This is a genomic window from Sulfitobacter sabulilitoris (assembly GCF_005887615.1).
Classification (GTDB): Bacteria; Pseudomonadota; Alphaproteobacteria; order Rhodobacterales; family Rhodobacteraceae; genus Sulfitobacter_E; species Sulfitobacter_E sabulilitoris.
Map to the genome: position 1 here is coordinate 211,787 of NZ_VANS01000002.1, position 16,151 is coordinate 227,937.

General features: G+C 63.7%; 16 protein-coding genes. 12 read left to right on the forward strand and 4 right to left on the reverse strand.

Translation table 11 applies throughout. The features are described 5' to 3' along the window. Positions 1-107: 107 nt before the first annotated feature. Positions 108-395 (reverse strand): YggT family protein, encoded by a 288-nt coding sequence (locus FDT80_RS09335; RefSeq protein ID WP_138662013.1) that lies wholly within the window; start codon positions 393-395, stop codon positions 108-110. Positions 396-521: 126 nt separating this feature from the next. Between FDT80_RS09335 and FDT80_RS09340 the strand changes: the two genes are divergently transcribed. From FDT80_RS09340 to FDT80_RS09370, 7 genes are all read left to right on the forward strand, one after another. After that, positions 522-1,124 carry an acyl-CoA thioesterase gene (locus tag FDT80_RS09340; protein ID WP_138662014.1) on the forward strand — a complete coding sequence of 201 codons (603 nt, stop codon included), beginning with the start codon at positions 522-524 and terminating at the stop codon, positions 1,122-1,124. Between the two features lie 73 nt (positions 1,125-1,197). Beyond that, positions 1,198-2,592: an MFS transporter gene (locus FDT80_RS09345; protein ID WP_138662015.1), complete on the forward strand. Its 1,395-nt coding sequence runs from the start codon at positions 1,198-1,200 to the stop codon at positions 2,590-2,592. After that, positions 2,589-3,530: a penicillin-insensitive murein endopeptidase gene (gene mepA, locus FDT80_RS09350; RefSeq protein ID WP_138662016.1), complete on the forward strand. Its 942-nt coding sequence runs from the start codon at positions 2,589-2,591 to the stop codon at positions 3,528-3,530. The genes FDT80_RS09345 and mepA overlap by 4 nt, the downstream gene beginning before the upstream one ends. After that, positions 3,503-4,384 (forward strand): esterase-like activity of phytase family protein, encoded by an 882-nt coding sequence (locus FDT80_RS09355; protein WP_138662017.1) that lies wholly within the window; start codon positions 3,503-3,505, stop codon positions 4,382-4,384. The genes mepA and FDT80_RS09355 overlap by 28 nt, the downstream gene beginning before the upstream one ends. Positions 4,385-4,485: 101 nt before the next feature. Continuing rightward, on the forward strand, positions 4,486-5,106 hold the full coding sequence (locus tag FDT80_RS09360; RefSeq protein ID WP_138662018.1) for a queuosine precursor transporter: 621 nt from the start codon (positions 4,486-4,488) through the stop codon (positions 5,104-5,106). 394 nt (positions 5,107-5,500) lie between these two features. Beyond that, a complete protein-coding gene (gene arfB, locus FDT80_RS09365; RefSeq protein WP_138662019.1) occupies positions 5,501-5,923 on the forward strand; it encodes an alternative ribosome rescue aminoacyl-tRNA hydrolase ArfB in 423 nt (140 codons plus the stop codon). 169 nt (positions 5,924-6,092) lie between these two features. Next, the gene (locus FDT80_RS09370; RefSeq protein WP_138662020.1) at positions 6,093-6,986 is read left to right on the forward strand and encodes a DMT family transporter; all 894 of its coding nucleotides are present in this window, start codon (positions 6,093-6,095) and stop codon (positions 6,984-6,986) included. On the opposite strand, the gene pncB is transcribed toward FDT80_RS09370, so the two are convergent. After that, positions 6,983-8,275, reverse strand: a complete 1,293-nt coding sequence (gene pncB / locus FDT80_RS09375) for a nicotinate phosphoribosyltransferase (RefSeq protein WP_138662021.1) — start codon at positions 8,273-8,275, stop codon at positions 6,983-6,985. The two genes, FDT80_RS09370 and pncB, sit on opposite strands and share 4 nt — an antisense overlap. Positions 8,276-8,426: 151 nt before the next feature. Beyond that, entirely contained in the window at positions 8,427-9,020 is a 594-nt protein-coding gene (gene pncA, locus FDT80_RS09380) for a bifunctional nicotinamidase/pyrazinamidase (RefSeq protein ID WP_138662022.1), read from the reverse strand. A gap of 92 nt (positions 9,021-9,112) precedes the next feature. Between pncA and trhO the strand changes: the two genes are divergently transcribed. After that, entirely contained in the window at positions 9,113-10,024 is a 912-nt protein-coding gene (trhO, locus tag FDT80_RS09385) for an oxygen-dependent tRNA uridine(34) hydroxylase TrhO (protein ID WP_138662023.1), read from the forward strand. Here trhO and FDT80_RS09390 read toward each other — a convergent pair. After that, the gene (locus tag FDT80_RS09390; RefSeq protein ID WP_138662024.1) at positions 10,021-11,241 is read right to left on the reverse strand and encodes an MFS transporter; all 1,221 of its coding nucleotides are present in this window, start codon (positions 11,239-11,241) and stop codon (positions 10,021-10,023) included. The two genes, trhO and FDT80_RS09390, sit on opposite strands and share 4 nt — an antisense overlap. Positions 11,242-11,387: 146 nt before the next feature. Between FDT80_RS09390 and FDT80_RS09395 the strand changes: the two genes are divergently transcribed. The 4 genes from FDT80_RS09395 to FDT80_RS09410 all read left to right on the forward strand — a co-directional run bounded on the left by FDT80_RS09395 (position 11,388) and on the right by FDT80_RS09410 (position 16,125). After that, positions 11,388-12,224 (forward strand): OmpA/MotB family protein, encoded by an 837-nt coding sequence (locus FDT80_RS09395; RefSeq protein WP_138662025.1) that lies wholly within the window; start codon positions 11,388-11,390, stop codon positions 12,222-12,224. 90 nt (positions 12,225-12,314) lie between these two features. Then, a complete protein-coding gene (locus FDT80_RS09400) occupies positions 12,315-13,616 on the forward strand; it encodes a flagellar hook protein FlgE (RefSeq protein WP_138662026.1) in 1,302 nt (433 codons plus the stop codon). 46 nt (positions 13,617-13,662) lie between these two features. Next, a complete protein-coding gene (flgK, locus tag FDT80_RS09405) occupies positions 13,663-15,117 on the forward strand; it encodes a flagellar hook-associated protein FlgK (protein WP_138662027.1) in 1,455 nt (484 codons plus the stop codon). A gap of 3 nt (positions 15,118-15,120) precedes the next feature. Beyond that, on the forward strand, positions 15,121-16,125 hold the full coding sequence (locus tag FDT80_RS09410) for a flagellin (protein WP_138662028.1): 1,005 nt from the start codon (positions 15,121-15,123) through the stop codon (positions 16,123-16,125). The last annotated feature ends 26 nt before the right edge of the window (positions 16,126-16,151 follow it).

Sequence of the window (16,151 nt, forward strand, 5' to 3'; positions counted from 1 at the left end):
TTCATCTGCTCTTTTGCGGCAGATTCCCACACTCGCAATGGGTGGACAAGTCCCCTGTCTTCTTTGGGGCGAAAATACTCCCGCCGGAGGCATCCAAGGCATCTTGCCTACATGAACAGCATGTAATTGTTGACCAGGATGATCCGCAGCGCCGCCACCGCCAGCAACACCACCAACGGCGCCAGGTCAAGGCCGCCCATCTGCGGCAGGAACTGCCGCACCCGGCCATAGATCGGCTCCAGCAATCTGTTCAGTCCGTCCCAGATCTGCGCGACCAGCGGCTGGCGCAGATTGAGCACCTGAAAGTTGATCAGCCATGACATGATCACATGCGCAATGATGATGAACCACACGACGTTCAGGACAAGCATCAGGATTTGGAACAGTGATTGCATGGCAGGGCCCTTTCTTTGCGTTGCCTGTCAGTTAAGCGCGCGCATGCCAAAGGGCAAGTGTCGTGGCGTCGTGGTTGACCTTGCCCGGCCCGGCCCCATCTCCGCCATATCCAAAGGAGAGATCCGATGTTCCCGTTTGTCCGATTGTTCAAAGACATAGCCATTGCCAGCCGCCAGCCCAGGTTGGCGCAGGTCACCGATCTGCATGTCAGCCGGCATATCTGCTGGCCCTGGGATCTGGATATCTGGCGCGAGCTCAACAATGGCCGGGCGCTTACGCTTTACGACCTTGGGCGCATCGCCGCGGCCCAGCGGGCCGGGCTGATCGCGGCACTGCGGCGCGAAGGCTGGGGCCTGACCATGGCTGGCAGTTCGGTGCGCTACCGCCGCCGCATCCGGGGGTTCGAGCGGTTCGAGATGCGCAGCAGACTGGTGTGCTGGGATGACAAGTTCACCTACATCGAGCAGTCGATGTGGAAGCGCGACGGCGAATGCGCGAGCCATGTGCTCTACCGCGCGGCGGTGACCGGAGCGGATGGCATCGTTCCGCCGCAAACTGTGTTGCGGGCAATGGGGCGCGACCCGGTGTCGCCGGATATGCCCGATTGGATCGCGAACTGGATCGCCGCCGAGGCGACACGGCCCTGGCCGCCGATGCAGGACGCGCCGCATCGCGAGAACGCTCGGCAGGGCATTGACGCCGCCGCAGTCGAAAAACACGCCGCCTGAAACCTTGGCTTGCTTAAACCGGCCACCCCTGCTCTAGTTTTCGGCAAAAGAAACGGGCGGGGACGGCAGCGGCATGGCGAGCGTGGCAACGGACATTCCAGCGATCAGCGCGCGCAAGCGGATCTGGGGCTGGTACTTTTTCGACTGGGCCAGCCAGCCCTACAACACACTGCTTTTGACCTTCATCTTCGGTCCGTATTTCGCGCAGACAGCGACCGCATCGCTGGTCGAAGACGGCATGGCGTTGCCCGCCGCCAAAGCGCAGGCGCAGGCCTATTGGGGCTACGGGCTGACCGTCGCGGGCATTGCCATCGCCCTTCTTGCGCCCGTCCTGGGGGCGGTCGCCGACAGTTCGGGGCGACGGTTGCCCTGGATCTGGCTGTTCAGCGCGCTTTACGTGATCGGGTCCGCGGGCCTGTGGTGGACCGCGCCGCAGGATTTCTCGGTGCTCTGGGCGCTGTTTTTCTTTGGCATCGGCCTGATCGGGATGGAGTTCGCCACGATCTTCACCAACTCCTACCTGCCAGAGCTGCACGCCGATGTCGGCGAGCGCGGGCGCATTTCCGGCTCCGGCTGGGCCTTTGGATACGTCGGCGGCGTACTGGCGCTGGTCGTGATGATCGCGCTGTTTCAGGCGGGCGACAGCGGTCGCACGATGGTCGGGCTGAAACCGTTGTTCGGGCTTGATCCCGCGACCAAGGCCGACACCCGCATCGTCGGGCCGCTGACCGCGGCGTGGTTCGTCGTCTTCATGGTGCCGTTTTTCCTGTATGCGCGCGACATGCCAAAGGCGGCGGCACAGCGCTACAAGCTGGGTCAAGGGCTGGCCGATCTGGTGCGGACCCTGCGCAGGCTGCCACGGCAGCCATCGCTGATGGCCTACCTCGGGTCGTCGATGTTCTACCGCGACGCGTTGAACGGCATGTATACCTTTGGCGGCATCTATGCGCTGGGGGTTCTGAACTGGTCGATCATCGACATCGGCATTTTCGGCATATTGGCCGCGATCAGCGGGGCGGTGTTCTGCTGGATCGGCGGTCGCGTGGATCGTCGCATAGGCCCGATGCCGGTCATCCTGTCATGCTGCGTCATCCTGATCGGCACCGCCGTTCTGATCATTTCGCTTACACCGGTGTCGGTCATGGGCATCGCCTTGCCGCAGGGGTCCGCCCTGCCCGATATCCTGTTCTACCTGGCCGGCGCGCTGATCGGCGCCGCGGGCGGCGCGTTGCAGGCCTCGTCGCGCAACATGTTGACGCGGCAGGGCAACCCCGATCGCATGACCGAAGCCTTCGGGCTGTATGCCCTTTCGGGCAAGGCGACGTCGTTTCTTGCGCCCGCCCTGATCGGCCTGACAAGCGACCTGACCGGCAGCCAGAGATTGGGGATCACACCCGTTGTGGGGCTATTCATCATCGGTCTGATCCTGCTAGCATGGGTCAAACCGCAGGGGGAGCATCGCGCATGAGGCTGATCAAGGCGTTCACCACGGTGTCCCTGGCACTGGTGCTTGCCGCCTGTGGCGGCGGCGGCACAGAGACACCGCAGACCACGCAGGCGCCGGTGGTTCTGCCGACCATCGGATCGTCGGGCGGCGCATTGTCGAACGTTCAGGCCAAAAAACTGTTCGGCGCCAAGACGGATGGTTCGCGCCAGACACCCGCGTCTTTTGGCAGCTACGCCAAGGGATGCCTCGCGGGCTCGGCGCAACTGCCGGAAACCGGCCCGACATGGCAGGCGATGCGCCTGTCACGCAACCGCAACTGGGGCCACCCCCAGACGGTCGATTTCATCAAGACGCTGAGCGCGCAGGCGGCGCGCCAACCGGGATGGCAGGGCCTTTATGTCGGTGACATCAGCCAGCCGCGCGGCGGTCCGATGCTGACCGGGCACGCCAGCCACCAGATCGGCATGGATATCGATATCTGGATGAAGCCCGCGACATCGTTGACGCTGACCGCCACCCAGCGCGAAAACATGTCCTCGATTTCCACCCGCCGGTCCAACGGCGCCTTCGTGAACGATAACTGGACCCGCGCCCATCACGAGATCATCAAGGCCGCCGCCAGCGATCCGCGCACCGCGCGGATTTTCGTGTTTCCCGGTGCCAAGGTACAGATGTGCAAGGATGAAACCGGCGATCGCGGCTGGCTGAGCAAGGTGCGGCCCTGGTACGGGCACCACTATCATTTCCACGTCCGCCTGAACTGCCCTCCGGGTGCGGCAAGCTGCGTCAACCAGGCACCGCCGCCGCCCGGCGATGGCTGCGCCGATGCCCAGGCCTGGGTGAACAATATCCTGAACCCCCCGCCGCCCGATCCGAATGCCCCCAAGCCCAAGCCCAGGCGCGAACTGGTGCTGGCCGATCTGCCTGCGCAATGCCAATCCGTCCTCTCCGCCAACTGATCGCGGCGGCCCTGATCGCGGCACAGACCACGGCGACGGCCGAACCGGCGGCGCAGTATCTTGGCAGCTATCGCTGGACGCAGCCTGACCCGTTATTCGGCGGTGTGTCGGGGATCGAGCTTGACCGGACCGGTACGCTGCTGACGGCGATCACCGACAGGGGGCTCTTGATCCGCGGCCGCATTGCCCGTCAGAACGGACGGATCACCGGCGTGGACGTCAAGACGGTCGAACCGCTGCGCGCCCGCGATTTCGTTCCCCTGCGCGACAAGGGCACCGATGCCGAGGGGCTTGTCGTCACGCCGCAGGGCGTGGTGTTCGTCTCCTTCGAGCAAATACACCGCATCTTGCGCTATGATCCGCACCGCGACGAGATCCGGCGCCTGCCCGAACCGCCCGGCGTGGCGCGGCTTGGCAAGAACAGCGGGTTCGAGGCGCTCGCCCAGCACCCCGACGGCGCGTTGTTTACGATCCCGGAGCGATCCGGCGGCCGGCAAGCGCCGTTTCCACTGCTGCGCTTTGACGGCAGCACCTGGAAGGTCGCGGCACGGATTCCGCGCCGTGGCCCCTTTCTTCCGGTCGGGGCCGATTTCGATGGCGACGGGCGGCTTTACCTGTTGGAGCGGACGATCACGCCGCTGGGGTTTCGCAGCCGTATCAGGCGCTTTGTGCTCTCCGCGCCGGATCTGGCCGAGGTCACGCTACTGACCACGCGACCGAACCTGCATGACAACCTCGAAGGCATCGCGGTTTGGCGCGATGCGCGGGGCGTCACACGCCTGACAATGGTTTCGGACGACAATTTCCTGCGCTTTCAACGCACCGAACTGGTCGACTACGCCGTGACGGAATGATCCGACAGGGGCTTGCACAGTGGCTGGAACAGGCCTAAAGCCTGCCGCGTCTGCCACCCGCGCAGGCCAAGTCGCCGCACCCTTGCCAAAACGGATACATCATGACGCGTACACTTCTTCCCGGCATTCTTGCCATGGCCGCCCTCGTGGTCGCCTCGAACATCCTTGTTCAATTCCTCTTCGGTCAGTGGCTGACCTGGGGGGCTTTTGTCTATCCCTTCACCTTTCTGGTCACCGACCTGATGAACCGCGCCTATGGCGCATCGGCCGCACGGCGCGTGGTTCTGGTCGGCTTTGCCGTCGGACTGGCCTGTTCCCTGATCGGCACGCAGATCCTGGGCGAATACGGGCCCCTGGTCACGATCCGCATCGCGATGGGCTCCGCCATCGCCTTCCTGATCGCACAATTGCTGGACGTGTCGGTTTTCTCGGCCCTGCGCGAGGGCCGGTGGTGGCGCGCACCGTTTGCATCGTCACTGGTGGGCAGCACGGTCGATACCGCGCTGTTCTTTTCCATCGCCTTTGCCGGCAGCCTTGCCTTCATCGAGCCGGGCAACGACGTCAGTTGGGCGGGCGAAATGCTGCCGCTGCTGGGCGCCGGGCCGGTGGCGCCGCTCTGGGTCTCGCTGGCGGTCTCCGACTGGATGGTCAAGCTGGGGCTGGCGCTGATTGCCCTCATCCCGTTCCGCGTATTGACGGCACGGTATCTCGCGGCTGCCTGAAAAAACGCTTTGCAGCCGGCGAAAGCTGTGCAAACCTCCTACCGAGTTCAACAGCAAAGTAAAGGAGGTGATCCAGTGTCAAGAAAGGTATTGGAGCGAGGTGTCGGAACAGCTTGGGAGGTCGCCCGCTGAGGCAGCCCTTCGCGGCCCGCGCCGCCCGAGTGGATCGCTGATCTAACCGATCCCACCTCCGAACAACTTTCGAAAGGGCCGCACCGGCGACGGGGCGGCCCTTTTTCGTGGGCCGGTCCATCAACCGCCCGTCAGGTTCGGTGCAGATGCGAACACCAATCTGAAACCCGCCGGCGCGACCCTGCCTCGGGCAACCGGGGTATCAAACGCCCCCTTCACCTCGCCGCGTTCCGATGCGATGCTTGCGCCGGAAAGAGGAACCATGCTGCGGATCACCAAAGACATTGCCATCGAAGACTGGGAACTGACGGAAACGTTCATGCGCGCGTCCGGGCCCGGCGGGCAGAACGTGAACAAGGTGTCGTCAGCGGTTGAACTCAGGTTCGAGGCCGAACGCTCGCCGTCGCTGCCCGGCCCGGTCAAGACCAGACTGCGGCGATTGGCCGGGCGCCGCTGGACGAACGAGGGCGCGCTGGTGATCCAGTGCGACGAAACACGAAGCCAGGCCCGCAACCGCGACATCGCACGCGACCGGCTGGCCGAGTTGGTTCGCCGGGCGTTGACGCCGCCGAAACGGCGTATCCCGACAAGGCCGACACTCGGCAGCAAGAAACGCAGGCTCAAGGAAAAAAAGGTGCGCGGCGAGGTCAAGGCCCTGCGTGGCAAGGTCGACCCCAAGACCTGATCCCCCGTCAGCGCGGCCAGGGATTTCTTCTGGCCCGAAGACCCTCCGCCGGAGGCGCATTGAAGACTGGCCAGAGGCCTGTCTTCAAGACATCTCGCGCGGCGCAGCCGCACTACCGGATCGCGCGCTTTCCGCTTGGCACGGCGCCCGGGCGCGATAGTGTCGCTGCATGGTCCTGTCCCGCACAACCCTTGCGATCCTGCTGTCGCTGCTGGCGCTGTTGCTCTTCGATGCGATGGGTCTGATCATCAAGCTTTTGTCACCGGGTTATTCGGCCGCAGAACTGTCGGCCTGGCGCAACCTCTTCGGGCTGGTCCCCTCGGTGCTGGCGCTGTGGCTGTCGCGGCAGTGGCGCGAGAACGGCCGGACGCTGGGCCTGCGCCAGTGGCGGCTCGCAGTGCTCCGGGGGGTGATCGTGACTTTTGCGCAATATTGCTTCTACCTGTCGCTCGGGCTTCTGACTTTTGCCACCGCGTCCACGATCACCTATGCCAACGCGCTGTTCATGACCGCATTGGCGGTGCCGCTGCTGGGTGAAAAGGTGGGCGCGCTGCGCTGGGCGGCGGTGGTCGTGGGGTTTGGCGGCGTCGTTCTGGTCGTCGGACCGGGTCGCGACACCTTCACCCCGGTGGCCTTGCTGCCGCTCGGAGCCGCGCTTCTCTACGCCCTGGTCGGCATCACCGCGCGGATGATGGACGATGGTCCACCCAGCGCGCTGATCAATCTCTATTCCTCGGGCGTGGCCGCGGTCGGGTCGATGATCCTCGCGCTGCTGACCGGCGGCTTCACACCGGTGGCGGGCGGCAGCGACCTGATGTGGATCCTGGCGATGGGGGGCTTTGGCGGGGTGGCCGTGCTCTGCCTGACGGTGTCCTACCGCATGACAGAACAAAGCAACCTCGCCCCGTTCAGCTATTTCGGCATCCCGTTCGCCTTTATCTTTGGCTGGCTGTTCTTCGAGGAAGCCCCCTGGGCCGAACTTTTCCCCGGTGCGCTTTTGATCGCCACGGGCGGCTTGCTCATCGTCTGGCGCGAACGGCGCCTTGCACGCGCCGCCCCCTAGACGACAACCTCTTGCACGGTCTGTTCGCCGACACCGAAAACGCGCTTGTAGCGTTTGATTTCCTCGGCAGGGCCCATCGCCTTGTTGGGGTTGTCCGATAGTTTGACCGTCGGCCGGCCATTTGCCGCAACCGCCTTGCACACCAGCGAAAACGGCGCCAGCGCGTCGTTCGGGACCAACCCTCGGAAATCGTTGGTCAGCAGCGTGCCCCAACCGAACGAGACATTGACCCGGCTCGAGAAGCGCGCGTGCAGATCGCGGATCTTGTCGACATCCAGCCCGTCACTGAAGATGACACGCTTGGTCTTCGGATCCTCGCCCCGCTCCGTCCACCAGTCGATTGCCGTCTCCGCCGCCTGAGCGGGATCGCCGCTGTCGACGCGAATGCCGGTCCACCCCGCCAGCCAGTCCGGCGCGCTGTCGAGAAACCCCTTGGTGCCGTAGGTATCGGGCAGGATGATGCGCAGGTTGCCTTCGTGCTCGTCGTGCCAGTCCGACAGCACGTCGTAGGGCGCGCGCGCCAGCGCATCGTCGTCCAGTGCAAGCGCGGCATAGACCATCGGCAGTTCATGCGCGTTGGTGCCGATGGCTTCCATCTCGCGGGTCATCGCGATCTTGCAGTTCGATGTGCCGGTAAAGGCGTCCCCCAGTCCTTCGCGCATGGCCTGCACGCACCAGTCCTGCCAAAGGTAGCTGTGCCGCCGCCGCGTCCCGAAGTCGGCGATCGACAGTTTGGGAATTTCGCGCAGGGCCTCGATCTTTTCCCACACGCGGGTCATGGCGCGGGCATACAGCACCTGCAGTTCGAAGCGGTCCATGCCATCCAGAACCGCGCGGCCGCGCAATTCCATCAGCACTGCCAGCGCGGGAATCTCCCACAGCATCACCTCGGGCCAGGTGCCCTCGAACGTCAATTCGTATTGATCGCCCTTGCGTTCAAGGTTGTAGGGCGGCAGGCGCAGCCCTTCGAACCACTCCATGAAATCGGGGCGGAACATCTGGCGTTTGCCATAGAAGGTATTGCCGCGCAGCCAGGTGGATTCGCCCCGGCTCAGCGACAGCGACCGAATGTGGTCAAGCTGTTCGCGCAATTCGCCCTCGTCGATCAGGTCCGCCAGCGGGATATGCGTCGACCGGTTGATCAGCGAAAAGGTCACCTGCGTGTCGGGTTTGTTGCGAAACACCGACTGGCACATCAGCAGCTTGTAGAAATCCGTGTCGATGAGCGACCGCACGATGGGGTCGATCTTCCACTTGTGGTTCCAGACGCGGGTGGCGATATCGACCATGACGGCTCCGATGTGATCTGCCGCAGGGTTAGAGCAAACGACCGGCCGACACGCAAGCGCCCGCAAAGAAGTTTGACGCGCAGCCCGGCCGCATATCCGAATTCTTACAAGAATCCGGTCCGGAAAGTTCGAATTTTCCGGCCATGCCCCCTCAGGTCAGCGCGACACCCGCAGTTTTCATCCCCTCAAGCGCCGCATTCAGCGATCCGTTCAGATCGATCGCGCGGCACAGCTCTTGCCGCACCGACACGCCGAACCCGAGCCTTGCGGCATCCACGGCGGAAAAGTTCACACAGAAATCCAGTGCGAGCCCTGCCATGACCACTTCTGTGATCCCGCGGGTGCGCAGGTATCCCTCCAGCCCGGTCGGCGTCGTTTGATCGTTCTCGAAAAACGCCGAATAACTGTCGATCGCAGGGTTGTAGCCCTTGCGGATGATCAGATCGGCGCGGTCCGTTGTCAGCTCCGCGTGGAGTGCGGCGCCGCGGCTGCCCTGAACGCAGTGGTCGGGCCACAAGACCTGGGGGCCGTAGGGCATGTCTATCATGTCATAGGGCGCGCGCCCGGCATGAGACGACGCGAACGACGAATGCCCGGCCGGATGCCAGTCCTGTGTCAGGATCACGGCGTCGCACTCGGCCATCAGCGCGTTGATGCCCGGCACGATCATGTCGCCTTCGGGAACAGCCAACGCGCCACCGGGGCAGAAATCGTTTTGCATGTCGATGACGATCAGGGCTTTCATGGTCTCTCCTTGTCGCGACGATAGGCGGCAGGACGGGTTTTACCTCACCGCCCCCTTGCGGAACAGACCCGCAAGACCCTAATTGACGCGCTATGTACACAATTGCAGCACTTTATCACTTTACCCGCTTCGACGATCCCGCTGCGCTCAAGCCCGCGCTGGTGGATCTGTGCGCGGCGCACGATGTCAGGGGCACGCTCCTGCTGGCGCCCGAGGGTATAAACGGTACGATTGCCGGATCGCGCGCGGGCATCGACAGCGTGATTGCCCATTTGCGTGCCCTGCCCGGCTGCGCGACGCTGGAGTGGAAGGAAGCGACCAGCGATGGCGCGCCCTTCGGCAAGATGAAAGTACGTCTCAAGCGTGAAATCGTGACGATGGGCCAGCCCGATGTCGACCCGCGTGCCGCCGTCGGCCACTATGTCGATGCCGCCGACTGGAACGACCTGATTTCCCGGCCCGACGTCGCGGTGATCGACACGCGCAACGATTACGAGGTCGCGATCGGCAGCTTTGACGGGGCCATCGACCCGAAAACCCAAAGCTTCGGCGATTTCCCCGCCTGGTGGGAGACCAACAAGCACAGGTTTCACAACAAGAAGGTCGCGATGTTCTGCACCGGCGGAATCCGCTGCGAGAAATCGACCAACTACCTGTTGGGTCAGGGGGTCAAGGATGTCTTTCACCTCAAGGGCGGGATCCTGAAATACCTCGAGGAGGTGCCGGAGAACCAGAGCCGCTGGCAGGGCGACTGCTTTGTCTTCGACAACCGGGTGAGCGTGGGCCACGGCCTGCGCGAGGGTCCGCACATGCTGTGCCACGGCTGCCGCCGCCCGATCCTGCCGGGCGACACGCAGCATCCCGGCTACGAGCCCGGTGTGAGTTGCCATCACTGCGTTTCAGAGACCAGCGAGGCGGACAAGGCGCGCTTTCGCGAGCGGCAAAGACAGATCGAACTGGGCCGCCAACGCGGGATGGAACATCTGGGCGCCGCCAAACCCTAGGCAGGCACCAGCCGGGCCGGTCGCGGACGACTGCGCGACAAGAGCCAGAGCATGATCGCGATATTCATGCCGTTCCACGCGATACCGTTGACGAAGGCAAGCCGGTAGGACCCGCTGAAGTCATAGATCGCACCGGACAGCCATCCGCCCAGGGCCATGCCCAGGATCGTCGCCATCATCACGAAGCCGACCCGCGCCCCGGCTTCGCGCGCGGGCATGTATTCGCGGACGATCAAGGCATAGCTTGGCACGATGCCCCCCTGGCTGAGCCCGAAGACGAGACTGACGAGGTAGAGCGAGGTCAGCCCGCCTGACGGCAGGTAGAGAAACAGCGCCAGTGTTTGCAGCGATGACCCGATCAGCAGTGTCTTGACCCCGCCCAACCGGTCGGCGAGCAACCCCGACACGATACGGGACCCGACGCCGCCCATCAACATCAGCGCCAACATCTGGGCGCCCGCAGTGGGACCAAAGCCAAGATCCACACTGTAGCTGACGATGTGGACCTGGGGCATAGACATTGCCACGCAGCAGCCGATACCCGCCAGGCCGAGCAGGTATTGCAACGCCCGCGGCGACAGGCCGGAGGACCGTGCGTTCAGCAGCGATGTCGCCTGTGCAGCGGCGTGGGTCGCATCGGGAACGCGACGTCGCAAGGCAAGAGCCAGCGGAATCACCCCCGCAAGGGTCACACCGGCCATGAACAGATACACGCTGCGCCATCCGGTGGTTTGCAGCATCTCCGCCAGAACCGTTGGCCAGATTGCGCCGGACAGATAGTTGCCGCTCGCCACCAAAGCCACGGCGATGCCGCGCCGCCGCACGAACCAGTGCGATATATCCGCGATCAGCGGGCCGAACCCCACGGCAGAGGCAAACCCGACAAGAAGCTGCGCAGCCGACAGCATGAAGATCGATGTGCTGAGCGTCGCCACCGCGAACCCGCCGGCAATGCCGCAGGCGGCACCGATCAGGGCCGTCGTCACGCCAAAGCGGTCCACCACACGGCCCAGAATGAAATTGCCCAGTGCGAAACCGATCATCGTCAGCGTGTAGGGCATCGCGGCTTCGGCACGACCGGCGGAGAATTCCGCCTCGACGCTGGGCATGATGACGATGATCGCCCACATGCCGACATTGGCAATCGTCGCCACGGCCAGCGTCAACCCGAGCCGCATCCACGAGTATCGGCTGTCGGTGATCTGCGTGTCGCTCATGGCGGCTCCCCCTGGGGTCCATCTGCGATCATTCGGGCCAGTCGCGCAAGCCCTGCGAGGCCGGTTCTGCGGTCCGCAGGCGTTAAGCGGATGGCAACACAGCCGACCTATAGGTGGTCGCGGGGTGAAGTAGGAGTGGTGGAGATATGGGCGCGCAAGCAAACGCGGCACCCGTCATCATCAAGCGCAAGAAGGTCGTCGGCGGCGGCGGGCACCACGGTGGCGCCTGGAAAGTCGCCTACGCGGATTTCGTGACCGCGATGATGGCTTTTTTCATGCTGATGTGGCTGTTGAACGCAACGACCGAACAACAACGCAAGGGGTTGGCGGATTACTTTTCGCCCACCATCCCGATCAACCGCATATCCGGTGGCGGCGATGGCGCCTTTGGCGGTGATTCGATATTTTCGGAAAACGTGCTGCCAAAGGTCGGCACCGGCGCCACGGCGCAAAAACCCAGCCCGAGCAAGGCATCGCGCGGCGCCAGCGGGCTGATCGCGGACGGCACGGAAAACGACGGCACGGATGCTGCGCTTCGGTCGATCGAGGATGCGCTGAGCGCATATGGCGGCGAATCCATGGTGATGGACGATCTGATGCGCCACGTGGTGACCCGGATCACCGACGAAGGACTGGTCATCGAGCTTTTCGCCCTGGACGGGCTGCCCCTGTTCGAAGGGACCACGGCGCAGCCAACCCCGCTGCTGCGTGACCTGGGAACGCTTGTCGCATCGGTCAGCCAGACCGTGACAAACGGGGTTGCGATCGGCGGCCATGTTCGCGCCAACGCGATCGTGCGGGCCGACAATCCGGTGTGGGACCTTTCCAGCCAGCGCGCGACGGCCGTGCGTGCCCTGCTTGAGGGGTTGAGCGTGGCGCCGGAGCGGATGCAGCGCGTCACCGGGCACGCCGACCGCGAGCCGGTTCTGCTGAACACGATGGCCACGCGAAACGACCGGATCGAGATCATTTTGCTGCGTTGAAATCTGGCGGATTTTATCTGTTAGCGGTGCGTTAAGCCTGAGCACGTATCAGGGGGGCAACCTTGGTCGACACATCAGAAAGGCGTGCCCATGACAATTTCTTCATCGCTCAACGCAGGGGTCGCGGGGCTGCAATCCAACGCGACCCGGCTGGCGACGATTTCCGACAACATCGCCAATTCCTCGACCTATGGCTACAAGCGGATGCAGACCGATTTTCATTCGATGGTGATTTCCTCCACCGGGGGGAGCTATGCCGCCGGTGGCGTACGCGCCACGACCGAACGGCTGATCGATCAACGCGGATCGTTGGTATCGACCTCGAACGCGACCGATCTGGCGGTGCGGGGGCGCGGATTGCTGCCGGTGGCGCAAGCGACCGAGGTACAGGTCGCCAACGGCGACACGCAGATGTTCCTGACGACCACCGGATCGTTCCGCACCGATTCCGAAGGATACCTGCGAAGTGAATCCGGGCTGGTGCTGCTGGGATGGCCCGCCTTGCCGGACGGCACCATTCCGACATATCCGCGCGATACGGCCGACGGGCTTGAGCCGGTACAGATCAACGTGAACCAGTTTTCCGGCGAACCGACAACGCGGATGACACTTGGCGTGAACCTGCCGGCGACGGAAACCGACGCAGGCAGCGCAGGTGATCCGCAGCGGCTTTCGATCGAATACTACGACAATCTCGGCACATCCGAGAGCGTCAATATCGCCTTTACGCCCCTGGTTCCGGGAACGGGTTCATCCAACGAATGGACGATGACCCTGACGGACTCCGTTGATCCAAGCATCACCATCGGCGAATACACGCTGACCTTCGATGATGGTCGCGCATCTGGCGGGACACTGGCCGCTGTATCGACCACATCGGGTGGCGCCTATGACCCGGCAACCGGTTCACTGATCGTGAATGTCGCCGGTGGCCCGATCGAAATCGACATCGGCATGATTGGACAGAGCGACGGTCTGACCCAGTTGTCGGACGTGTTCGCGCCGGTCTCCATCTCCAAGGACGGATCCCCCGTGGGGAACATGACCAGCGTCGAAGTGGACCCGAACGGCTATGTCCACGCCTATTTCGACACAGGAATCACGCGCACGATCTATCAGGTGCCCCTGGTCGATCTGCCCAACCCCAATGGTATGATCGCGCTGGACAACCAGACCTATCTGCCCTCCGCCGACAGCGGATCTTTCTTTCTTTGGGATGCCAGCGATGGCCCCACCGGCGACATCGTCAGCTTTGCCAGGGAGGAATCGGCCACTGACGTGGCGGGCGAACTGACTGCGATGATCCAGACACAACGCGCCTATTCGTCGAATGCAAAGGTCATCCAGACCGTCGACGAGATGCTGCAGGAGACAACCAACATCAAGCGCTGACCGCCACACCATCTGGTGAGGTCAGCGAACCTTAGAGGGGGAACATATGTCCATTTCCGGCGCTTTGTCGAATGCGATGTCGGGCCTGCGCGCAGCGGGGCGCGGATCGGAGATCGTCTCGTCCAACATCGCGAATGCCATGACGCCCGGCTATGGGCGCAGGCTTTTGGCGTTGTCGTCGCAAACGGTCGGCGTGGCTGGCGGCGTGCGTGTCGACGGGATCACGCGGATCGTCGATGCCGGCCTTGCGTCCGACAAGCGACTGGCCGACGCCGAGTTGGGCAATCTGACCGCAACGACCGGCTTTCTGACTCGTTTCGAGAGCCTTTTGGGCACGCCCGATCAACCCTATGCGCTGTCCGCCCGCCTGTCAGGATTCGAAAGCAGTCTGATCGCGGCGGCCAGCCGGCCGGACGCGAGCGATCGGCTGGAATTGGGCGTGATCGCGGCGCGCGATCTTGCCGGCGTCCTTGGGGATGCGTCAAAGGGTGTGCAGGACGCGCGCAGCAGCGCAGACCACAGCATCGACACCCAGGTCAGCAGGCTCAACGCCGCGCTGAGCGATGTTCAGCGGTTGAATGCGCAGATTACCCGGACCCTGAGCCAAGGCAACGACACCGCCTCGCTGCAGGATCTTCGGCAGCGACTGGTCGATGAAATCAGCGCCATCGCCCCGGTCCGCGAAGTGCCGCGCGATAACGGCGCGATCGCGCTCTATTCGACCGGCGGTGCGATCTTGCTTGACGGATCCGCCGCAACGCTCAGCTTCGATCCGGTCAATCTGGTCACTGCCGCTATGTCCATCGACGCGGGCAGTCTGTCAGGTCTGAAAATCAATGGGATAGACGTGCGGACCTCGTCGGATCGGGGGGCGCTGCGTGGTGGAACGCTGGGCGCACAGTTCGAGATTCGCGATGAGCTGGGCGTGTCGGCGCAAACGCAACTGGATGCGGTCGCCCGCGATCTGGTCGAACGGTTCCAGGATCCCGCGGTCGATCCGACACTTGTACCAGGCAATCCCGGCCTGTTTACCGATGCGGGGCTGGCGTTCGATCCGGTTGACGAAGTCGGGCTTTCAGGGCGGCTTGCGATCAACGCCGCCGTGGATCCCGATCAGGGCGGCGCGGTCTGGCGCCTGCGCGACGGCATCAATGCGACCGGCCAGGGCAACGTCGGAAACGCATCCCTATTGACCGCGCTGGGCGATGCCTTGGGTCAACGCAGGGTGCAGGGGTCGGGCGATTTTGGCGGTGGCGCCTTTGACGCGACCAATCTTGTCTCGGTGCTGACCTCGCACCTGACGGCGGCGCGGGGCCATGCCGATCAATCACTCAGCTTTGCGGCGACCCGCGCCGCGGAGCTGACGCAGATGCAACTGTCGGATGGTGTTGATACCGACAGCGAATTGCAGCGCCTGATGATCATCGAACAGGCCTATGCAGCGAATGTCCGGGTGATCGAGGCCGCGGACGAGATGATGCAAACGATTTTGAGGTTGTAGGCTATGAATTCACTGTCACTGGGCGATCTGGCGCAGTCCTTTGCGCAACAACGGCGCAGCGTTGCCATTCGCGAGAACATGGCGCGCCTGACGCAGGAACTGTCGAGCGGCCAGGTGGCCGACGTCCGTCAGGTGCTTGGTGGCAACACAAGCTATATGACCGGGATCGAACGATCACTGGATGTACTGAGCGCGTTTTCAATCGCCAACACCGAGGCAAGCCAATTCGCCGGCGGCATGCAATTGGCGCTGGAACGGGTGCAGGACGTTACTGGCCAAATCGCCAATGACCTGATCACCTCCGGCGCCCAATCCTTTGGCGTCCTTGCCGGTGCACCGTCCGACAGCGCACAGGCGCAGCTGGACACGATCATCAACGTGCTGAACGGAACCGTCGCCGGCCGCAGCCTGTTTGCGGGACAGGCCACCGACCGCGCACCGCTTGCCTCGGCAGAGGTTTTGCTGGACGGAGTGCGAACAGCCGTTGCCGGTCAGACAACGCCAGAGGACATCCGGACTGCCGCGCAGGCCTGGTTCGACGATCCCGCCGGTTTTGTCGCGACCATGTACTCTGGCGCGGATACGGCGCTTGAGCCCTTTCAGCTTTCGGAAAATGACCGGATCGCACTGACGACGACGGCCGACGACCCGGCGTTTCGCGTCCTCATGCGGGATCTCGCCGTCGCGGCCCTGGCCGACGATCCGGCGCTGGGCCTCAGTCGCGCAGATCAGGTGGACCTCTTCAAGCTTACCGGGACGGGATTGCTCTCCAGCCAGAACCAGTTGACCGATGTACGGGCGCGGATCGGGTTTGCCGAACAGCGGATCGAAGACGTATCAGCACGCAATGCCGCCGAGAAGACCGGCCTGGAGTACGCCAAGGGAGCGTTGTTGTCGGTCGATCCATTCGAGGTGGCGACCCGGCTGGAAGAGGCGCAGATCCAGCTTCAGAGCCTGTATTCAGCCACGGTGCGGACGTCGCAACTTTCGCTCGTGAACTTCCTGTGAGGGGCGCGCTGGCTGCCTGCGTCGCG

Bases quoted from the DNA above. Each gene is read 5' to 3' on its own strand.
- FDT80_RS09335 (WP_138662013.1), bottom strand. From the start codon at position 395: ATGCAATCACTGTTCCAAATCCTGATGCTTGTCCTGAACGTCGTGTGG.
- FDT80_RS09340 (WP_138662014.1), top strand. From the start codon at position 522: ATGTTCCCGTTTGTCCGATTGTTCAAAGACATAGCCATTGCCAGCCGC.
- FDT80_RS09345 (WP_138662015.1), top strand. From the start codon at position 1,198: ATGGCGAGCGTGGCAACGGACATTCCAGCGATCAGCGCGCGCAAGCGG.
- mepA (WP_138662016.1), top strand. From the start codon at position 2,589: ATGAGGCTGATCAAGGCGTTCACCACGGTGTCCCTGGCACTGGTGCTT.
- FDT80_RS09355 (WP_138662017.1), top strand. From the start codon at position 3,503: ATGCCAATCCGTCCTCTCCGCCAACTGATCGCGGCGGCCCTGATCGCG.
- FDT80_RS09360 (WP_138662018.1), top strand. From the start codon at position 4,486: ATGACGCGTACACTTCTTCCCGGCATTCTTGCCATGGCCGCCCTCGTG.
- arfB (WP_138662019.1), top strand. From the start codon at position 5,501: ATGCTGCGGATCACCAAAGACATTGCCATCGAAGACTGGGAACTGACG.
- FDT80_RS09370 (WP_138662020.1), top strand. From the start codon at position 6,093: ATGGTCCTGTCCCGCACAACCCTTGCGATCCTGCTGTCGCTGCTGGCG.
- pncB (WP_138662021.1), bottom strand. From the start codon at position 8,275: ATGGTCGATATCGCCACCCGCGTCTGGAACCACAAGTGGAAGATCGAC.
- pncA (WP_138662022.1), bottom strand. From the start codon at position 9,020: ATGAAAGCCCTGATCGTCATCGACATGCAAAACGATTTCTGCCCCGGT.
- trhO (WP_138662023.1), top strand. From the start codon at position 9,113: ATGTACACAATTGCAGCACTTTATCACTTTACCCGCTTCGACGATCCC.
- FDT80_RS09390 (WP_138662024.1), bottom strand. From the start codon at position 11,241: ATGAGCGACACGCAGATCACCGACAGCCGATACTCGTGGATGCGGCTC.
- FDT80_RS09395 (WP_138662025.1), top strand. From the start codon at position 11,388: ATGGGCGCGCAAGCAAACGCGGCACCCGTCATCATCAAGCGCAAGAAG.
- FDT80_RS09400 (WP_138662026.1), top strand. From the start codon at position 12,315: ATGACAATTTCTTCATCGCTCAACGCAGGGGTCGCGGGGCTGCAATCC.
- flgK (WP_138662027.1), top strand. From the start codon at position 13,663: ATGTCCATTTCCGGCGCTTTGTCGAATGCGATGTCGGGCCTGCGCGCA.
- FDT80_RS09410 (WP_138662028.1), top strand. From the start codon at position 15,121: ATGAATTCACTGTCACTGGGCGATCTGGCGCAGTCCTTTGCGCAACAA.